This window comes from Rufibacter sp. JT20002, assembly GCF_056491185.1.
Window position 1 is genome coordinate 320973 of sequence record NZ_JBSZJY010000001.1, and the last position, 19508, is coordinate 340480.

Below are 19508 nucleotides of genomic sequence, written 5' to 3' on the forward strand. Positions count from 1 at the left end.
CGTTCAAGTTGCCTATCTGTTCAAAAAACAGAGCTACTAATTTCCAGAGTAGCAGATCCTCACCTTTTTAGAAATGAACCTGCAAGTTTTAGCTTCCCTATTGCAAAGGGTTAGAAATATAATTAGGCCTCAACGCCTTTCTATCTGGATGCTACTCCTTACCCTACCATTGATCATGGGTGGGGCGGGCCAGCCTACGCCTAAGCAAGAACCTTTGGTGCTTAAATCTGAACAACTTCCTTTCCAGACAAAGGAGTTCTACATAGCGGATGTGGTAGACGAGCGCCAGAGCAACGGCATCGGTACGGTAGTTTCCGCGGCGGCTCCTACGGCCGCACCCAAAGCAGTGGATTTCCAGGGCGGTAGCATAGTGGCGATCAAGAAGTACATCAAAGAGAGTTTCTCCCATAATGTAAAATCTCGGCCCATAATTATGAGGCTGAAAGAATACCAGGTTACTGAAAAGCCAGCCGTAGCCGGACGTGTAGAGGGACAGATCCAGATCACGGCGGGGTTTGAGGTGCAGCGGGAAGGCAAAAAACTGCACCTTTTTGACTACAAAAGCGGGGCTCGCTATGCCCGTCTGGTAAACAATGCCTCCATGGTAGAGCCTACCCTCAGAAAGACCTTGTCTGAATCTCTGCGGTACCTCACCACCTGGATGGAGAAAGAAGTGCCGCACAACGAGAAACTGGCTCGTGAGATACAAGTCCACTTTGAGGACTACAAACTGCACCAAGACGATGATACGCTGTTCTATGACCCAGCCCGGCCTTTGAATTGGAGCGATTTCAAAGGAGGTTCCAGACTATCGGGCAACTTTGCGGCATCCATTTTCCCGGGGCTCTCCAATGATATTTCGTCTAAGGTGGAGAATGGCGTCATTCATGTGCGGGTGTCCACCAAACCCTACATTTTGCGCAACTTATCTAAGGTGCTACCTGAGTCTAAAACGGAGTACACCCTGAACCACGAGCAGCGCCACTTTGATATTCTCAAGTTGGTTTCTGAGCACTACAAGCAGCGCCTGCGCCCCGAGAAACTGAACCTGGAAGACTACGAAAGCATTATCCGCTACCAATACCTGGAAGCTCTCTGGGAGATGGACCGGCTCCAAAAGCAGTATGACGGTGAGACCAGCCACGGCCTGAACCGGATGGCGCAGGAACGCTGGAACCAAAAAATTGACAAGGAATTACGGGAGCTTAAAATCAAGCCCTAACCACAAAGATGAACAACAAAAAAGGTGGACTCTCTTTCCAAAGAGAGTCCACCTTTTTTGTTGTTTCTGAGAGAACAGGCTGAAAGCAGCCTTCCCCTAGGTTTTTCTGATTACCCGAAGATCTCGTTTAATACTCCGGCCAAACGCACGCCACCTTTCAGGAGCTGGTCATTCAGGGTTTGCACGTAATCAAAGTTATACCGGTAGCTCAGTTTTTCCTCTGGTTTGGTAATGCCTTTGTAAAGCTGCTGGGCAATCTGGTACGATTCAAAAAACCATACCGGCGCCAATTGCTTTTGCCAGGTCTTCACTTGGTCCTTAGAAGCGAAATTGATGGCCGTGGCGTACTCGGTGTAGCTTAGTTGCTGGTACTCTATCAACTGTGAATCCCAAACCCGGTGCAGGTTGGTAGGCTGATTAAACCATTCTAGGCGCACGCGGTTTCCGCCTAAATCTTCGGGTCTACCCACGTGCATGGGTTGGTGCACATCGCCCACAATATGGATCAGAAGGCGCAGGTTCATCTGCTTTTTCTCAGGGGCCAAGTCTTTTTTCTTCAGTTCGGCTACCAAATAATTGAGGCGGGTGTAGGCATCGGTTGCGGTATCGGCATGCAGATGTTTCTCCACCTGCTCAAAGCTCAAACCTTCCTTTAGGTTGATGTAATGCCAAGTATCCAGGTAGTTGAAGCTGGGATCCGATTTAATGAAATCGGGCCAGTTGCTGGCCATGGCGATAGATTCATTGCCTAAGATTTTCTGGATGTTCTTTCTGGCCTTGGAGGAGATATGACGATCCGCAATTTCGCCTACAATACGGTGCCCTATCATGCCCCATCCCATGGACTGGAACGGCAGGTACAGGAAAAAGCAGAATACGATCAGTTTTTTTAAAGCGCTCATGCTGGTGTAAGATGGTATGAAAAGGAAAGGCGCAAAAGTAGGGCAAAAAAGCCGGTCGCCATACTTCGGCTTCTGTTTCTGCTTTGTTTTAGCAAAAGGAAGCTTTAAACGCTTTAGAAATCACGCACTGAGCAGACTACTCCTTTGGCCAGACTGGGCTCCTCCATCAGCCTGATGACTTTCTGGGCCACCTCCTCAGGCGAAACCAGAGCACCTTGGGTTTTATAATCACGGAACTGTTGCACACTGCTGAATTGCTCTGCATTAGCCTCTCGTATTTGCTCCTGCATCTCGGTATCTATGAGCCCCGGGGACAAGGAGAATACCTGCAAACCTGTTCCTAACTGGTCCTGCTCCAGTTGGGCCGTTTGCGACAGCATGTCCAACGCAGCTTTGGAGGCACAATAGGCCGCCCAGCCATCTTTCGCTTTCTGCCCCGCCCCTGAGCTGATGTTCACGATCATTTTTTCACATTGCCGGTGCTGGTAGCTTTGCAGAAACATGTTCATGAGCATGGCGGGCACAATCACGTTCACGTCAAAGACAAACTCAAAATGCTCGTTCTTGCTCTGCCCTACGTAGCCAATCTCGCCAATTACTCCGGCGTTGTTCACCAGGACAATCCGCTGCGCATCATCAAAGGGCGTGAACACCTTGTGCAGGTTATGCTCTACCCCGGCAATGTCAGAGAAGTCCAGCGGTTGGTGCCGGTAGCGGGCATGGCTAATGGTGCTGTTCCGGGAAACTCCCACCACGCAATTCTGCTCGTCTTCTAACAACGCCAATGCAAGGGCTTTCCCTAAACCTCGGCTTGCTCCGGTAATAATGTAGTAGTTCATATTCTTGAATTAGGAATCACAATTCAACTTTTGGAATGGGCATCACTAAAGGTCATACGCAAAAGTAAGATTACTGAGTTTTAGATAAGCCGTTGTCCTTTTGCAATCCCTCATCCTTATTCCATGGTAACTTTAGTAAAACAGACCGAAAACGAAAGATCCGCTACTTGTTAGGTAGCGGATCTTTATTGGATAATATTTCTGGTTCCGTTCAAGGCTAGTCACGCTTATTTAAAGCCTTCTACTTGTTCGCCCACGAAATTATTCCAGGATGACAGAAACATCAAAGAATATACTGACTCAGGTCACGGTTTTTCACCATGTCACGGAGGCGCTCCTCTACCAGTTCTGGGGTGATCATGAGGTGCGCATTGGGCGGAATGGTGTCTGGCACTTCAAACAGGATATCGTTGAGCAGACGACTCATGACGGTGTGCAGACGACGGGCACCGATGTTCTCTACCTCGGCATTCACATCAAAAGAGATTTCAGCCAGTTTACGGAGGGCCTCATCGGTGAAACTTAGTTCCACGCCTTCGGCTTTCAGCAGTTCTTCATACTGCTTGGTCAAGGCATTCTTCGGGAACTTCAAGATTTGGTAGAAGTCGTCTTTGCTGAGGCTCTGCAGTTCCACTCTGATGGGGAAACGGCCTTGTAACTCAGGAATCAAATCTGAGGGCTTGGCCACGTGAAACGCACCCGCCGCGATGAACAGGATATGGTCGGTTTTGATGACGCCGTATTTGGTGTTCACGGTGCTGCCTTCCACGATAGGAAGCAGGTCGCGCTGCACGCCTTCGCGGCTTACATCTGGGCCACCACCGCCTTTGTTGCTGGCACTGGCGACCTTGTCAATCTCGTCAATGAAGATTACCCCGGCGTTCTCGGCTTTGGAGATGGCTTCTTCCTTCACCTCGTCCATGTCAATGAGTTTGGCGGCCTCTTCTTCTAAAAGAATTTTGCGGGCTTCGGCAATGGTTACTTTCCGCTTCTTGGTCTTTTTAGGCATCATGTTGCCAATCATCTCCTGGATGTTCATCATGGACATTTCGTCCATGCCCGGGCTTACCACGCCTACTCCAGAAGAAGGATGCTGTGATACCTTGATATCAATCTTACGGTCCTCTAACTCTCCGTTCCGGATCTTTTCCCTGAATCGCTCGCGGGTGCGCTCATTGAGCTCCATGTCGCTTTCAGGCACCCCGGAAGTTGTGTGGTTGTTGCCTCCGAAGCCTACCATGTCGCGGTTGCCGGGTTGGCTGATGGGTGGAATAAGGGCATCCAAGATGACCTCTTCCACCACCAAGGCGGCCTGTTGTTTTACTTCTTCTTTTTTGCGGGTTTTCACCATGTTCACGGCCTGTTCTACCAGGTCGCGCACCATGCTTTCCACATCACGGCCTACATAGCCCACTTCGGTGAACTTAGAGGCTTCCACTTTGGTGAAAGGAGCATCGGCGATGCTGGCCAAACGGCGAGCAATCTCGGTTTTCCCTACCCCGGTGGCACCAATCATGAGAATATTGTTGGGAACAATCTCTTTCTGCATGGCTGGGTCTGCGTGCATGCGGCGCCAGCGGTTACGCAGGGCAATGGCGACATTGCGTTTGGCGTCATGCTGCCCAATGATATATTTATCTAACTCGGCTACAATCTGGCTGGGGGTTAAATACTTGGTTGGATCTAACATATATATGGAGTGATTGAGAGAATGAGTGCTTGTATGTATAAAAGGCGACTCATTCTTTAACTGAATTATCTTTCTTTAAAAACGGTGAAACACCGGTTAATTTTATTTAAACTTATTGTGGACAGGTCCTCACCTGCCTAAACGTCCTATGCAGAAAGTTGTTGGTGAGAACTCCGGCAAGAGGCTATGGTTTGCTGCTTCTTTACCAAAAATAGGGCTAAAACAGCTGCTACCTTCCCAGATTTCCACTTCTTCAACGCTTCACACCGTTAATCCAGGTTCTTTTTCAGGAACTTGTTTAAATCTGTGTTGAGGGTGAGGTAATTGCTGGCGCCGGCCACGTGGTACTTGGCATAGGTGTACTCAAACCGGAAGGCGTGTACTTTCACCGATGCCCCAAAGGAAAACCCGGCCATGCCGCCTACGTTCTCTACCACCAGTTCTTTTCTTCTGAGATGGTTATAGCCGCCCCTTAACTGAAAGCCCGGCCCCAGGATAAACTCCCCACCTACTACAAAATGTCGGGCCAGTTTATCGCCAAAGGTCTTTTTCTCTTTTACTTCTTCGTTGTTCTCGTCCAAGGTGCCGGGTTTGTCTGGGTCCAGGTACACAATGTCAAAGCGTTGCAGTTGATGCGCCGTGAGCGATAGCCGGAACGGGGCGTGCTCTGGTTTGTAGCTGGCCCCTAATTGGATATCCAAGGGCATGTCTTCCCGCTCACCGCTATCATAGGGTTTCAGCATCACACCCAGATTCCGGATGACGAGCCCCACTACCAGATCCCGCTGGGGGTGCTTGAAAGTACCGCCGATGTCTACCAAGGTAGCTACCGCCTGGTCTCCGGCCATGCTGGAGATGGCCAGTTTCGCTGTTGCACCCAGGGTAAAATGCTCAATAGTAGCCGCGTGCGACAAAGAAACCGCATAATCCCGCACCTTGAAACTTCCTTCTTCTATGCCTGCATCATTGGTCTGGGTGAAAGTGCCATAATCCAGGTACTGAATGCCAACGGCGTTACGCCCCCAACGCTTGCTGTCAAAGGTATAGTTCAGGTTGTTTTGGCTAACGTCGGCCAGATAATTAAGATACGTGAGGCCTAAATGCTTGTCCGTTTTGCCGTGCATTAGCGCAGGGTTTGCGGTCACGGCGTTCACGTCTTCTAACCCGGATGAAACGTTGACGCCCCCCAGAGCGGCTATCCGGGCATGCGAAGGCACATCCAGAAACCGAAACACATAACGCCCTCCCAGTTGGGCAGTAGCCAGTTGCACGGAGGCAACCAACAGTAGTCCCAAAAGGAAAAGGCGTTTCTGCATGGTTTCTCGGGGAATAGGCTTAAATCAGCTTTCTACTTTGGCGGGCACTGCTTCCTCGCGCACGCGCAGATCCAGCGGCTTGGCCACTTTCTCTTCCAGCAAGGCAATCTCCAACACTTCGTCCACACGGTCCACGTAGTGAATGTTCAGGCCTTCAATGTAGTGCGCTGAGATCTCCTCCACGTCTTTGCGGTTCTTATAGCATAAGATCACATCTTTGATGCCCGCCCGCTTGGCCGCTAGAATCTTCTCTTTGATGCCGCCCACCGGCAATACTTTGCCGCGCAGGGTAATCTCCCCCGTCATGGCTAGGTGCGACCGCACTTTGCGCTGGGTAAACACCGAAGCGATAGAGGTAAAGATAGCGATACCGGCGCTTGGTCCGTCTTTCGGAACAGCCCCTTCGGGGAAGTGGATGTGCAGGTCGTATTGATCAAAAAGACGATAGTCAATACCTAGCTCATCGGCGTGGGCCCGCAGGTAAGAAACCGCCGTGATGGCTGATTCCTTCATTACATCGCCCAACTGACCGGATAAAGTTAGCTTGCCTTTGCCGCGGCTCAACAAAGACTCTACGAACAAAATATCGCCGCCCACGGAGGTCCAGGCCAAGCCTGTCACCACACCCGCGGTTTCGTTATCTTGGTACAGTTCTTTATCAAAGATCTCTGGCCCCAGGATGCGCACTACGTCTTTTGGTTCCAGTTTAGCCGGCCACTCCTCTTCCATGGCTTTGGATTTGGCAATGTTCCGGATAACCGCGCCCAATTTACGCTCTAGGTTCCGTACCCCCGATTCACGGGAATAGTCCTCAATTACCTTCTGGATGGCCGCCGTAGACAAAGTCACGTCTTTGGCTTGCAGACCGTGGTCTTCTTTCAGTTTAGGGATGAGGTGACGCTTCGCAATTTCGGTTTTCTCTTCTACGGTGTAGCCGGTTACCTCAATAATCTCCATCCGGTCTCTTAAGGCCGGGTGGATGGTATCCAGGGAGTTCGCCGTAGCGATGAACAGGACTTTAGACAAGTCATACTCCACCTCCAGGTAGTTGTCTACGAAGGTATGGTTCTGCTCAGGGTCCAGCACCTCCAGCAACGCTGAAGACGGATCACCTCTAAAATCAGAGGTCAGTTTGTCTACCTCGTCCAGGATCATGACGGGGTTAGAGGAACTTACTTTCTTAATCTGGCTGATGATGCGGCCCGGCATGGCACCCACGTAGGTCTTGCGGTGGCCTCTGATCTCGGCCTCATCGCGCACCCCACCTAAGGCAATGCGCACGTACTTCCGGCCTAAGGCTTTGGCTACGGAACGGCCCAGCGAGGTTTTGCCTACGCCCGGAGGTCCGTACAAGCACAAAATAGGCGCCTTCATGTCGTTCTTCAGCTTGAGCACGGCCAGGTACTCCAGAATGCGCTCCTTCACTTTCTCCAGACCGTAATGGTCAGTATCCAGGATCTTTTTGGTGCGCTTCAGGTTGAAGTTATCTTTGGTGAACTCGCTCCAAGGCAAGTCCAGCAGGAATTCGCAATAATTCAAGGAAATAGGGTACTCGGCGGCCTGCGGATTCAGGCGGCTCAACTTATCCAGTTCCTTGCTGAAGTGCTTGGCAACAACTTCAGACCACTTTTTCTTGGCGGCGGTGGCCCGCATTTTCTCCACCTCCTGCTCGGGGCCTTCCATGCCCAGTTCATCCTGCAAGACCTTGATCTGCTGGCGTAGGAAATAATCCCGTTGCTGCTCGTCAATATCCGTGTGTACTTTGCTGTGGATTTCCTGCTTGATTTCCAGCATTTGGATCTCGCGCATCATCAGTTGCAGCAAGGTAGTGCCACGCTCCACGCCATCGTTAATCTCCAACAGTTTCTGCTTCTGGGCTACCTCGGCGTTGATGTTAGAGGACAGGAAATGCGTCAGGAAGCTTGGGCTGTCAATGTTATCCAGTGCCACCTGGGCTTCCTGCGGAATCTCTGGGTTCAGCTTCAGGATTTTGGCGGCCGCCTCTTGCAGCGACTCTACCAAAGCCTTCACCTCTTTGCTTTTCTGGTTAGGGAACGTCTCTGGGCAATACGACACCTTGGCCACCATGAACGGGTCTTCCTGGGTAACTTCCTCCACCTTGAAACGGCTCTGGCCCTGGATGATGATAGTGGTGTTACCGTCTGGCAGCACCAGCATCTTCAGGATCTTGGCCATGGTACCCACCTCAAACAAATCGTCTGGGGTAGGCTCCTCGGCCGACATGTTCTTTTGGGCCACTACGCCCACGGTTTTGTCGCCGCGGTAGACTTTGCGCACCAACCGCACCGATTTCTTCCGGCTTACCGTAATGGGCAATACCACTCCCGGAAACAACACGGTGTTTCTAACAGGCAACAGTGGTAAAGTATCGGGGTTATTTTTTTCAGCACCCTCTGAGTCGTCCAGTTCTGAGGTGATGATGGAGATAATATCGCCATTTCCATCGTCAGACAAGTCGGACAACATGAGTTGCTGTAGTAGGTTCTCTTGGGTATAATTCATACGTCGTGTCTCAGAGAATGCCAATATGACAGCAATCCTCCCGTCGGTTCTGTTGTTTGTCTTTAATATATATACTTGTCAAGTCCTGTGCCAATATATCACCGGAAATCTATAGAATGGGGTTAATTTCATCACAGAAAGAAGTACATTTGGTACTGCATATTGAAATAATGCTTTTCAGATGCCCTTTCTGTTATGTTGCGTACTGGATCTTTTCTGACTCTCCTGCTCTCCCTGGTTCTGGGCTTTTCGGCCCTGGGACAAACAAAACCTGCCCTTCGTCTTAAACAACGGCCTGTTACTGACTCACTCCGGAAGAAAGCCCCGGAGGCCGAGATTGTCCTGAATTTTCCTAATATCAACCGGATTCCCTATTACTATCAGAAATCTAAGTATGAAACCATTCTGAAATTGGAGAAGAAGAAGGCCTGGGACAAGGTGCTTCCCCTTCTGGCGGAGTACGTGGGCAACTTCGGGATTGACAATTTTTATAAAGATACGAAACTTCTTTGGCGTTTGGGACAGCTTTATGAGCGAATGGGCCAGCGCGAGAAAGCCGTAGCCTATTACCGCTTGGTTCTGAAACACCACCGCACCGATATCCGGCAGGTACAACAGTACTATGACTCCCTGGAGCAGAAAAACAAAGACCTGTACGTGCCCCTGAAGTACTACTATGAACTGGTGGAGTACCGAAAGTCTGTAAGCACGTTTAAGCCCCCGCGCGGCGTGTACACCAACATGGGCGATGCCATTAACTCTAAGGTGGAAGATTACGGCCCGGCCGTACACTCAGACGAGGACCTGTTCATTTACACCTCCCGCCGCAAGGGCGTGAAAGCTACCGGTACCGACGAAGACCTCTACTTCTCACGCAATGAGAACGGTTTCTGGCAGGATGGCCAGGCCTTTGACAAACCCATCAACAGCATCTATAACGAGGGCTCTGCCTGCCTCAGCCGCGACGGCAAGACCCTGTACTTTGCCCGCTGCGAGAGCCCCGATGGCTTGGGCAATTGCGACATCTACTCGGCCACGCGTTTAGCCGATGGTTCTTGGGGTCAGCTCAAAAATCTGGGTGCCAATGTGAACAGCAAAGCCTGGGACTCCCAGCCCACCCTCTCGCCGCAGGAAGACACGCTTTATTTCGCCTCTGACCGTTTGGGCGGCTTTGGCATGAGCGATATCTACTTCACCTACAAAGGCAAAAACGGGCAATGGGCCCCGGCTCAGAATTTAGGCCCTATTGTGAATACCCGCGAGAGCGAGGTAAGTCCTTATTTCCATCCATTGTACCAGGTGCTGTACTTCAGCTCGCGCGGGCAATTGCTCAACTTTGGGGATTTTGATATTTACAAGGCGTACCGCATCAAAGGCAATTGGCAGGAGCCCCGCAACATTGGGCCGCTGGTGAACGGAAAAGGCAGCGAGTACTACTTTACCATCAACGCCAACTCCACCAACCTGTACTACGCCCGCTCAGAACCCACCGACCTCAAGAACCTGGATCTGTTCTCCTTCCCGCTACCCATGGAGGCACACCCCCTGGCGGTGACCAAGCTCACGGGTGTTTTGATGGACTCTGTGACAAACAAGCCCCTAAACGGCATTATCTCCATCATTGACCTGGACAACGGCATTGAGGTAGCCTCTAAATACCTGCGCGAGGACGGCTCTTTTGACTTTGACCTTATTGATAACAGCCGCTACATGATGCTCATCCAGAGCTCTGATTTCTTCTCCATTGAAAAGGAAATCAACCTCAAAGAAGACACCGTGATGAAGATCATGACCAGCCTCATTGACTACAGCATCCCCCTTATTTTCAAGAACCTGGAGTTTGATGAGGGCAAGGCCGAGATCAAGGAAGCCATGAAGTCTACCTTAGATAGGATTGTACTGTTCCTGGTAGACCACCCGCAGGTACGCCTCAGCATTGAAGGCCACACCGACAGCAGCGGGGACCCCAATGCCAACCTGGAGCTTTCCCAATGGCGGGCCGTCTCCATCCAGAAGTACCTGGAAACCAAAGGAAGTCTCTCTCCTGGCCGGATTGACGCCATTGGCAAAGGCAGTTCAGAGCCTATTAAACCAGAACATACCATAGAAGACCGCGCCGTAAACCGCCGGGTTGAATTCAAGCTGATCAAACCTAAGGAAGGGGGCACCGGCGGGGGAGACTGGTAAATTACTTTTACTAAGAGCAAAAAAAGCGTTTGGGGGCTGTTTTCATGAAAACAGCCCCCAAACGCTTCTAGTTATAAACTAACTACTCTTTTTTGGATCGACTTCCGAGTAAATCCATTAGAAAGGTACTTTCCTGAAAGTAAGCCTTAACAGGATTATTCCATCCCAAATGAAACCAATTCTTCTGGACCGGGACTAAACACCGGCTTACAGCTTTATCGTGTTACCCTTCTTATTCCATTTAGGGAGCGGCGGGATAGCTGGAGTTCTGTCTTCTGGCCTAGGAGCGTCTTGTTTCAGCTTTTTGCCACCCACGTTCACAATAAACCCGATGCTAAAAACCGAGTTACCGGCCGTCATGAAATCCCGGTTCTTCAGCCCGAAGTTGCTGCCGCTGGTGTATTGGAGCTGGATGGAAGGCGTCAAAGACATGCGGGTGTAGAAGATAGGCTCAAAGAAGATGTTATCCTCGGTGGGCTGTTTAATGTCGTTCCGCACAAACTCACTCATGTTGAGGTAGCTTAGCCGTAGGGCGGTGCCATAGTTCAGGAAATGCTCGTTCCCGAAGAGTTTCAGCATGCGCTTTTTCTTGGACGAGTAGTTTACCTGCATGAAATACTTGTTGAAGGTAGTTTCCTGCCGGTCATAGGTGGTAAGGCCTTCAGAAGTTTTGTCTTTGAACGTACGGTCACTGCTGCCTTGGCCTATTCCGGCGTAAACTTCCAGCACCCGGTTCTGGTTAGGCCCGAAGGTGGTAAAATAGCCACCACCTGCCTCCAGTAGGTTATGGCGGAAGTCTTTCTTGCTGTTGTTGTTGTTCATCATGGCTCCGCTTAGCAGCACGCCCACGTGGTCTGTAACGGCATAAGCAGAGTTAAAACTGGCATTTCCTTTTAGGGTGATGTGCCCACTGGTACTTAGTTCTCCTTTGGACGTTAACATAGGGGTATTGGGTACATTGGGCATGTACACAGAGGAACAGCTGCTGGCTCCCAATCCTACCAATAAACCCATTGCCCTAAGAAAGCTTTTTCTCATAAAGTGTTACTAAAATTTACATTCACCTGCCTCTTCTCCCTTCCACAATCCTTGCTCCTCTGCGAGACAACAAACAGCATCATAAACGTAATCAGCACCGGCAGGAATCAGATAAAACTACTTCTATCTTGCATCTTCCCGGGCAGGTTGATAAGGTCCTATTTACTTTTCGGGTCTTTTACCCTTCCATTCCTCTGCAAAAATCTACGGCCAGCTTTCTGCGCGGATACTTTCTTTATGGGATACCCAAAGCAGGGCCAACCCCTACTCCTTTTCCTCTTAATTTCTGTAAAAGCTTAAAGCGCTACTGTTTGCTGGGTTTCGCCAGCACGACAAAGCACCGAGCGTTTTTTACCGGAGATCTCCAGGTTCATGATATTGGTTTGATCGTCAAAGACCTCCATCAAAAGGGCGTTTTGGACCCACAGCTGGCCAGCAGGGGCTTTCCCCGCCGGAATCTCCAGGTGCAGCCAAATGGCATCGGCTTCTTCCTGGGCTCCTATGAATTTCTGGGGAACGCGGGTTCCTTTCACCGTAGAGATGGCCAGATGCGATTGCAGGTATTCGGCCATCAGCTTATTCACGCGTTCTGACCGGTCTAACCGAATGGTGGTTTTATGCCGGCGGGTAAGGGCTTCTTCCAGGTCATCGGCGAACACCCGCACCGAAAGCTCATAAGTTTGGTTTTTGGGATTGTACCGCGCATCGGTGATGCTGGTGTGGAAATCATGCGCCCAACCGGCTAGCGGAGACAACATCCCTATTAGTAAGGCCAGCCAAAAGGAAGCACCCACCGTTCTTTTTATGTTCGTTCTCATTCTTATCCCTACAAACAGAGAAAGACGCAGTTATCTTGCGTCTTCTCAGGCAATTTTTTATCAACAGAACCGTACTTATGGCTCTAACTATTTGAACAACAACTTAAAGAAGTCATTAAAGATAGCAAATCCCATCAAGCCCAACAACAAGACCATGCCTACTTTCTGGGCATTTTCCAGGAACTTGTCTGAAGGCTTGCGGCCCGAGATGATCTCGTAGGTCAGGAACATCACGTGTCCGCCGTCCAGAGCGGGGATGGGTAGGAAGTTCATGAAGGCCAACACCATGGAAAGCATGGCGGTAATGGCCCAGAAGTTAATCCAGGAAAAGTTTCCACCAAAAATCTGGGCAATCCCGATAGGGCCGCTCAGGGCTTTAGAAGGAGACACCTCGGCTCTGAAGATCTTCGCGAAGCCCTTGATGTTAGTGGTGATCACCGAGAAAGCTTTCTCAGCCCCTACCGGAATAGCACCGGCCAGGCTGTATTCACGGGTAGCTCTTGGCAACAACAATCTAGGATAGAACCCAATGGTACCATCTTCGTCCACGGTGGTTTTCAGGGTGACCGGTTTACCACCGCGCTCTACCTGAAGCGTTACCGCTTTCCCTTTGTTCGCCTGCAGTGTCTGCTGAAACTCATGGAAGAACTGTACCGACTGGTTCCCGATGTGGGTGATGCGGTCACCAGGCTGTAAGCCAGCGGCTGAGGCCGGGCTTTTCGCTTTCACGGCTTCCACGGCAAACGGCTCGCGAGCCATGATGAAGCCTACCTTATCTCCATCAGCTAGTTTATCAATCAGGTTGGCTGGCACCGGCACCTGCACCTGCTGGCCATTGCGGTCTACGGTGTAAGAGCCGTTTTTACCTAACAGTACATCCGGGTCGTACACGTCCTGGAATTCAACCAGGGGTTTTCCGTTAACGGCTACTATTTTGTCGCCATCGCGGAGGCCCATCTGTTCGCCAATCTCATTGGTCTCAATGCCGTACTGCACGTCTTTGGCTAACAGGTAGCTCTCGCCGTACATATAGGTAAGGGCCGCGAAGATGATGATACCGGTGATCACGTTGAAGATGATCCCACCCATCATCACAATGAGGCGCTGCCAGGCTGGTTTGGCTCTAAATTCCCAAGGCTCAGGCTCCTGGTTGAGGGTAGCCGTGTCCAGAGACTCGTCAATCATCCCCGAGATTTTCACGAAACCGCCCAACGGGATCATGCCAATCATGTACTCGGTCTCCCCTACTTGCTTGCTTACCAGTTTGGGCGGAAACCCGATGGCGTATTTCTCCACGCGCATCCCAAACCATTTGGCCGTGAGCATGTGCCCTAATTCATGTATTCCTACTAAGATGGTCAGGCCCAGGATTAACTGGCCGGCCATTACTAATGCTTCCATCTACTGTGTTTATAAGGTCTATACCAAGGCAAACGCTAGTTTAGCCCGGTACTTTATTTGTCGAATGTGTTGGGTAAAGATTACGCCTGCATCAAGCTTAACGCTACTTGGCGGGCTTCTTGGTCGGTTTGCACAAAGTCGTCCAAAGAAGGCTCGGCAATATACGCAACTTTAGCGAGACAGTCAGAGATGAGGTCAGACATCTCCAAAAAGCCCACTTCCTCGCGCAGGAAGGCCGCAACGGCTACTTCATTGGCGGCATTCAGGATACAAGGCGCGTTTCCGCCTCGTTCCATCGCCTCAAAGGCCAACTGCAGGTTCCGGAACGTCTCCATATCTGGCTTCTCAAAGGTGAGCTGCGGATAATCCAGGAAATTGAACCTGGGGTAATTGGATTTCAAGCGCTGCGGATAGTGTAAGGCGTATTGGATTGGCAACTTCATGTCTGGTAGCCCCATCTGTGCTTTGAGCGAGCCGTCCTCAAACTGAACGAGCGAATGCACAATAGATTGCGGATGCACCACTACTTCTATCTGGTCATTGCGCAACCCGAAGAGCCACTTGGCCTCAATCACCTCCAGGCCCTTGTTCATGAGCGAGGCCGAGTCAATGGTGATTTTGGCGCCCATCTCCCAATTGGGGTGTTTCAGGGCCTGCGCTTTGGTGACGGTTTGCAGAAACGAACGGTCTTTTCCCCTGAACGGGCCGCCGGAAGCCGTTAAAATGATCTTTTCAATAGGGTTGTGAAACTCGCCCGCCAAACACTGGAAAATAGCGCTGTGCTCTGAGTCTACGGGATAAATGTTCACGCCTTTCTCCCGAGCCAATTGGGTGATCAGCTGGCCGGCCACCACTAGGGTTTCCTTGTTTGCCAACGCAATGTTCTTGCCTGCTTCAATGGCTTTGATGGTGGGTTGCAAACCGGCGTACCCTACCATGGCCGTGAGCACAATGTCTACCGAGTCCATCTGCACTACGCTATTCACGGCGTTCATGCCCGCGTACACTTTAATAGGGTAGGTTTCCAAAGCGTCGCGCACTGCCTCGTACAAATCCTCCTGCGTGATCACCACGGCGTTGGGCTGAAAAGCAATAGCTTGCGCAATCAACAGATTGGCATTGGAATGGGCAGTGAGCACTTCTATCTCAAACGCATCTGGCTGCGTCTGGATTACTTCCAACGCCTGTGTCCCGATGGAGCCCGTAGAGCCAAGAATGGCTACTCGTTTCTTCATGTAGTAAAGTCAATGGCCTTTTAGCGGCTGTTTTACAAAATTAGGTTAAAAACCGGAGTTTGTGGCGGTCATACGGTTGAATAAACGTCCCTCAAAAGCCTTCTAGCACCCGCTTCCGGAGGGTAATCGGTTTTTACTTAGGTTTTGGGGTGGCTTTGCTTTTTTGGCTTAAAAACAGAACAGCCCTTTGCAGCACCACATCTGTTTCTTGCCCGTCCTTTTCCTTCGCGAAGTCTATCAGGATGTTGGGCGTGTAAGATTCCCGAGCCGTCCCATTGATATGGAACAGTTTCTCCACCGGAAAGGAAAACCCGATTTTGGTATTGGGCATTTGGTACGAATAGATAGCTCCATTCAACCCCGCCAGCTTAGCACCGATGGTAGTAGCCCTTTTCATGCCGTCAAACGCGATGGTGATGCCCTCCCCCACGCTGCCCGTCCAATGGCTTACCAACACCGCCACGGGTTTGGAGTACACTTTTCCTCTCGGCGAGGCAATTTCCACCCAGCTGCGTTTTATCCCGAATTGCCGTTCTTCGGCGGTTAGCTCGTGCTTCTGGTAAAACTGGTCTTTGGAAATGAACCTGCCCAGAATAGCCCTCGCCACGGTGGTATTGCCGCCGCTTGGCGTCTCCCTAAGATCCAGCACTAGGGAACTGGTCTGCTCCAGGGAGGCCAGCACGCTGTCAAATGCCGTAATAAGGCTATTGTCAAACAGGCAGTTGTTAATTTTGATGTACCCGATGCCGTTCAGGTTGCGTCCTTCCACCTTACTGGGGTATTGAATGTTTTCCAGCAGCATCTTGGGGGCATCTGGATAAAAGGTGAGTAGCTTTCCGTTTTCCCTTACAGTGATCTTCCGGGGTTGCACGTGGTTTCCGGCCAGAACCATTCTAAGGGCATAGTTCTTCGCCTCCACGTCAACGTTTTTCAGGGATTTTCCTAAAAACGGCTCTAAAGCGGAGGCTACGGAAACGTCATTCACTGAGACGATCTCCATCCCCGCTTTGATCCCCACGTTTTCAACCCCAAATCCTTTTCTAACCTCTAAAACCATGGGCTTGCCCTGGACAAACTCCGCCCAGACATCGGTACCGGAGGGAACAAGCCGCGAGGACAGGTTGGTGTTGGTGTTCAGGGAGGCGTGGTGGTCATAAAGCTCGTGAAAGGCCCGTTCCAGCATCGAAACAAACTGACTTCTGGTGGAAACTGTGTCTACCTGGCGCAGGTAAATCTCTTTGGCCTTGTCCCAATCGGTTTGCTTTTTATCAAAGTAACAGTAGTCTTCGGCAATGGTTTTCCAGAAATAAGTGAAATCCTCGCGGTACTGCTCCTTTGTCAGGGTAGTGCCTTGCCCAAAGAGAAACGCCACTGGCCAGAAAGCCAACCAAAAAGTCACCGCGTACTTCATCTTGAATAAGTTATTCTAGTGATGCATGGCTTCCAACAAGCCATCGGCTAGGGTCCTATCATTGCTCAAGCGGGGCACTTTGTTCTGCCCACCCAATTTCCCCTGGCGCTTCATGTACTGCTGAAAGGCGTCTGGCGGCAGGGCCGTCACTTTCAAAGTAGTCAGAATGTTGCCGGAGATAAGGTCATCATAGTAGCTGTTCCGGCGGCGCAGATGCCAGTTCAGGGCTTTGGCGAACCGTTCAGGGTCATGCGGGGGTGTATCAAAAGCAATGAACCACTCATGGTAAGAGGCGCCTTCGCCCTGGCTCACGTAAGGGGCCACGGTGAATTCGGTTACGGCAACTTCTGGAAACTCCTTCATGGCCTCCTGCAACGCACCTTCCACCTCCTCGCCAATCACATGTTCCCCAAACGCCGAGATGAAATGCTTCAACCGCCCGCTCACCACCAGTTTGTGCGGAAACAGCGAGGTAAACTTCACCGTGTCACCAATAGAATAGCCCCAAAGTCCGGCATTGCTGTTGATGATGAGCGCGTAATTGACACCCGTTTTCACCTCGCCTAAGGTAAGCCGGCGCGGGTTGGGATGGTGGTATTCTTCGGCGGGGATAAACTCGTAGAAGATGCCACTGTCGGCCAATAGAAGTAAGCCGGGGTCCTCCTGCTTATTTTGATAGGCGATGAAGCCCTCGGAGGCTGGAAACGTCTCAATGGAATCAATCTTGCGGCCGATGCTTTCAAACAGCTTGGTGCGGTAAGGCGCGAAATTGACGCCCCCGTACACAAACAGGTTGAAGTCAGGAAACACGTCTTTGATCTGCTTGCCCGTGCGCGACATGATTTTATCAAAGTACATCTGCACCCACGGCGGGATGCCCGAGATGAGCGTCATGCGCTGGTCAATGGTCTCGTTTACAATGGCATCCAGCTTGGTTTCCCAGTCTTCAATGCAGTTGGTCGCAAAACTGGGCAGCTGGTTTGTGCGCAGATACCCCGGAATGTGGTGGTTTACAATGCCAGACAACCTGCCCGTGTTAATGCCCGCTATCTGCTCCAGCACCGGACTACCGCTCAGAAAGATCAACTTGCCGTCCAGGAATTGGGACCGGCCTGTTTCTTGGATGTAATTCAGAAGAGCGTTTTTGGCTCCGTTTATGTGATTTGGGATAGAATCCTGCGTGATGGGAATGTACTTGGTGCCCGAGGTGGTGCCCGATGTCTTGGCGAAATACAGGGGCTGCCCCGGCCACACTACATCTTTCTCGCCCTGTTTCAGGCGGTCAAAGTACGGGCGCAGGGTCTCGTAGTCGCGTACGGGTACGGCTTGGGCAAATTCCTGGGGGGTCTGGATGTCCTTGAAATAATGGTCTTTCCCAAAGGCGGTGTTCGCGGCTTTCCGGGTGATGGACTGAAACACTTGCTGCTGGGCCTGGGCCGGATTCTCCATCCAACTCTGCTGCCGGGCATGCACCCACGCGGCCAAAGGTTTACTCAAGAACGCTTTTATACCCATGTAGATCCTTTTCTAGTGAGAAATACCCCAAGAACCTTCAAAGAAAACACTGGTGTTCCCAGAAATTTCACCTTTGAAGGGGAGTAAAGATAGCAATCTTACCGAAGTTCTTTTAAGCCGGGTTCTCTTTTGCTTTTAAGGCTGTTTTCAGAAATCTGGCCAGAAAACCGAGGGCAGCTTCCAAGTGCTTCAGAATCGTGTTAGTAACTCTTATCAACTAAACGCACAGAAGTTTCCTGCGGTACACCGTACCCTTATAACCAAATGGCCAATAATTTAGTAATTTGGAGGAAACCATCACCAATTCATAAAACTATGGCAAATAACACAGGTACAGGCGTCTGGGAAGGCGGCCTGAAAGACGGAAAAGGAACAGTTTCTACCCAAAGTGGCACCTTGGATGCCCGGTATTCTTTTGGCTCGCGCTTTGAGGAAGACGTAACCGGCACTAACCCAGAGGAATTGGTAGGCGCCGCGCACGCAGGCTGTTTTTCCATGTTCCTGAGCAGCCTTCTGGAAGGCGCCGGCAAAAAAGCCACCTCGGTAAGAACCCAGGCCAAAGTGCATCTAGGACAGGACAACGGGCCTTTCATCCGGAAGATTGACCTGACCACCGAAGTAGAAGCCCCCGGCCTCTCCAATGATGAGTTACAGGAACTGGCTCAAAAAGCCAAGTCGGGCTGCCCTATTTCCAGAGCCTTGGCTTCTGTGCCTGAAATGACTCTGACCGCCACGTTAAAAGGCGCTTAATCTGCGGCACGGACCTCGGGGCGAGTATCAAAATTTCACTATCTTTGCCCAATAATTGTATTGCATGAGATCATTGGCTAGAGTTGGGTTGCGGCCATCACGTGACCACAAAATTTCTTTCGGGGTGCAGTTGGCCCTGGTGTTGCTGTGGATGACTTACGGGTTGTTCCTTATTTTCACGGAGCCCGATAACTCAACCAACGACCGCCACTTTATCCATTATGTCTTCCTGATTCTGGCTTTTGGCTACCTGCTGTTCATTCTGGCGCAGAATACCTCTTTGTTTGGGCAGCAGTCTTACCTGGAGATTACCCCGGCTTACGTGGTAGAGAAACGCGGGCATTTTAAGAAGAAGATTGCTATTCACCTGCAAGATGTGTTGGGAATCAGCTTGAACAATGCCCAGGCCCGCTTCTCCATGCGTGACGGAAGCAAGTGCCAGGTGAACCTGAAACTCATCAGTACCCGCAAGGGGCAACAGATTGCGAAATCGAAACTTATGGAAGTAGCCGACCGGCACGCGATACCTGTTACAGATACTTCTACCCCTGCCCGCAGGTAAACTAAATTTGCCTTACTTTTTTACAAACAGGCATAAAATGAAAACGGCCACTCTTTGCAGAGTGGCCGTTTTCATTTTATGCCTGTTTGTTTATGCTTG

General features: G+C 50.8%; 15 protein-coding genes. 4 read left to right on the plus strand and 11 right to left on the minus strand.

The features are described 5' to 3' along the window. The first annotated feature begins 148 nt into the window (after positions 1-148). Positions 149-1222 carry a hypothetical protein gene (locus ACW9SV_RS01310; protein WP_479554930.1) on the plus strand — a complete coding sequence of 358 codons (1074 nt, stop codon included), beginning with the start codon at positions 149-151 and terminating at the stop codon, positions 1220-1222. A gap of 110 nt (positions 1223-1332) precedes the next feature. On the opposite strand, the gene ACW9SV_RS01315 is transcribed toward ACW9SV_RS01310, so the two are convergent. The 5 genes from ACW9SV_RS01315 to lon all read right to left on the minus strand — a co-directional run bounded on the left by ACW9SV_RS01315 (position 1333) and on the right by lon (position 8492). After that, positions 1333-2124, minus strand: a complete 792-nt coding sequence (locus tag ACW9SV_RS01315) for a S1/P1 nuclease (protein ID WP_479554931.1) — start codon at positions 2122-2124, stop codon at positions 1333-1335. A gap of 113 nt (positions 2125-2237) precedes the next feature. Continuing rightward, positions 2238-2963, minus strand: a complete 726-nt coding sequence (locus tag ACW9SV_RS01320; RefSeq protein WP_479554932.1) for an SDR family NAD(P)-dependent oxidoreductase — start codon at positions 2961-2963, stop codon at positions 2238-2240. Between the two features lie 283 nt (positions 2964-3246). Then, the gene (hslU, locus tag ACW9SV_RS01325) at positions 3247-4653 is read right to left on the minus strand and encodes an ATP-dependent protease ATPase subunit HslU (protein ID WP_479554933.1); all 1407 of its coding nucleotides are present in this window, start codon (positions 4651-4653) and stop codon (positions 3247-3249) included. 269 nt (positions 4654-4922) lie between these two features. Continuing rightward, positions 4923-5969 (minus strand): type IX secretion system protein PorQ, encoded by a 1047-nt coding sequence (gene porQ / locus ACW9SV_RS01330; RefSeq protein WP_479554934.1) that lies wholly within the window; start codon positions 5967-5969, stop codon positions 4923-4925. Positions 5970-5993: 24 nt separating this feature from the next. After that, positions 5994-8492: an endopeptidase La gene (lon, locus tag ACW9SV_RS01335; RefSeq protein WP_479554935.1), complete on the minus strand. Its 2499-nt coding sequence runs from the start codon at positions 8490-8492 to the stop codon at positions 5994-5996. Between the two features lie 195 nt (positions 8493-8687). Between lon and ACW9SV_RS01340 the strand changes: the two genes are divergently transcribed. Beyond that, positions 8688-10679, plus strand: a complete 1992-nt coding sequence (locus ACW9SV_RS01340) for an OmpA family protein (protein WP_479554936.1) — start codon at positions 8688-8690, stop codon at positions 10677-10679. Between the two features lie 207 nt (positions 10680-10886). On the opposite strand, the gene ACW9SV_RS01345 is transcribed toward ACW9SV_RS01340, so the two are convergent. From ACW9SV_RS01345 to ACW9SV_RS01370, 6 genes are all read right to left on the minus strand, one after another. Continuing rightward, the gene (locus tag ACW9SV_RS01345) at positions 10887-11717 is read right to left on the minus strand and encodes a hypothetical protein (protein WP_479554937.1); all 831 of its coding nucleotides are present in this window, start codon (positions 11715-11717) and stop codon (positions 10887-10889) included. 296 nt (positions 11718-12013) lie between these two features. Continuing rightward, the gene (locus ACW9SV_RS01350; RefSeq protein WP_479554938.1) at positions 12014-12535 is read right to left on the minus strand and encodes a DUF6702 family protein; all 522 of its coding nucleotides are present in this window, start codon (positions 12533-12535) and stop codon (positions 12014-12016) included. An 87-nt stretch (positions 12536-12622) separates the two neighbouring features. Beyond that, the gene (gene rseP, locus ACW9SV_RS01355; RefSeq protein ID WP_479554939.1) at positions 12623-13936 is read right to left on the minus strand and encodes an RIP metalloprotease RseP; all 1314 of its coding nucleotides are present in this window, start codon (positions 13934-13936) and stop codon (positions 12623-12625) included. Between the two features lie 80 nt (positions 13937-14016). Next, positions 14017-15171, minus strand: coding sequence for a 1-deoxy-D-xylulose-5-phosphate reductoisomerase (locus tag ACW9SV_RS01360; RefSeq protein WP_479554940.1), 1155 nt, complete (start codon positions 15169-15171; stop codon positions 14017-14019). A gap of 133 nt (positions 15172-15304) precedes the next feature. Continuing rightward, complete coding sequence (locus ACW9SV_RS01365; RefSeq protein WP_479554941.1) at positions 15305-16582, minus strand: S41 family peptidase; 1278 nt, start codon at positions 16580-16582, stop codon at positions 15305-15307. A 15-nt stretch (positions 16583-16597) separates the two neighbouring features. Continuing rightward, positions 16598-18097 carry a GH3 auxin-responsive promoter family protein gene (locus ACW9SV_RS01370; RefSeq protein ID WP_479554942.1) on the minus strand — a complete coding sequence of 500 codons (1500 nt, stop codon included), beginning with the start codon at positions 18095-18097 and terminating at the stop codon, positions 16598-16600. Positions 18098-18412: 315 nt separating this feature from the next. Between ACW9SV_RS01370 and ACW9SV_RS01375 the strand changes: the two genes are divergently transcribed. Together ACW9SV_RS01375 and ACW9SV_RS01380 are read left to right on the plus strand one after the other, a co-directional pair. Beyond that, positions 18413-18847 carry an OsmC family peroxiredoxin gene (locus tag ACW9SV_RS01375; protein ID WP_479554943.1) on the plus strand — a complete coding sequence of 145 codons (435 nt, stop codon included), beginning with the start codon at positions 18413-18415 and terminating at the stop codon, positions 18845-18847. A 64-nt stretch (positions 18848-18911) separates the two neighbouring features. Then, complete coding sequence (locus ACW9SV_RS01380) at positions 18912-19409, plus strand: hypothetical protein (protein WP_479554944.1); 498 nt, start codon at positions 18912-18914, stop codon at positions 19407-19409. Positions 19410-19508 lie beyond the last annotated feature (99 nt).

Coding starts and splice junctions, on each gene's coding strand:
- ACW9SV_RS01380 (WP_479554944.1), top strand. CDS start 18,912: ATGAGATCATTGGCTAGAGTTGGGTTGCGGCCATCACGTGACCACAAA.
- ACW9SV_RS01345 (WP_479554937.1), bottom strand. CDS start 11,717: ATGAGAAAAAGCTTTCTTAGGGCAATGGGTTTATTGGTAGGATTGGGA.
- ACW9SV_RS01375 (WP_479554943.1), top strand. CDS start 18,413: ATGGCAAATAACACAGGTACAGGCGTCTGGGAAGGCGGCCTGAAAGAC.
- rseP (WP_479554939.1), bottom strand. CDS start 13,936: ATGGAAGCATTAGTAATGGCCGGCCAGTTAATCCTGGGCCTGACCATC.
- ACW9SV_RS01350 (WP_479554938.1), bottom strand. CDS start 12,535: ATGAGAACGAACATAAAAAGAACGGTGGGTGCTTCCTTTTGGCTGGCC.
- lon (WP_479554935.1), bottom strand. CDS start 8,492: ATGAATTATACCCAAGAGAACCTACTACAGCAACTCATGTTGTCCGAC.
- ACW9SV_RS01360 (WP_479554940.1), bottom strand. CDS start 15,171: ATGAAGAAACGAGTAGCCATTCTTGGCTCTACGGGCTCCATCGGGACA.
- ACW9SV_RS01310 (WP_479554930.1), top strand. CDS start 149: ATGCTACTCCTTACCCTACCATTGATCATGGGTGGGGCGGGCCAGCCT.
- ACW9SV_RS01370 (WP_479554942.1), bottom strand. CDS start 18,097: ATGGGTATAAAAGCGTTCTTGAGTAAACCTTTGGCCGCGTGGGTGCAT.
- ACW9SV_RS01340 (WP_479554936.1), top strand. CDS start 8,688: ATGTTGCGTACTGGATCTTTTCTGACTCTCCTGCTCTCCCTGGTTCTG.
- ACW9SV_RS01315 (WP_479554931.1), bottom strand. CDS start 2,124: ATGAGCGCTTTAAAAAAACTGATCGTATTCTGCTTTTTCCTGTACCTG.
- hslU (WP_479554933.1), bottom strand. CDS start 4,653: ATGTTAGATCCAACCAAGTATTTAACCCCCAGCCAGATTGTAGCCGAG.
- ACW9SV_RS01365 (WP_479554941.1), bottom strand. CDS start 16,582: ATGAAGTACGCGGTGACTTTTTGGTTGGCTTTCTGGCCAGTGGCGTTT.
- porQ (WP_479554934.1), bottom strand. CDS start 5,969: ATGCAGAAACGCCTTTTCCTTTTGGGACTACTGTTGGTTGCCTCCGTG.
- ACW9SV_RS01320 (WP_479554932.1), bottom strand. CDS start 2,963: ATGAACTACTACATTATTACCGGAGCAAGCCGAGGTTTAGGGAAAGCC.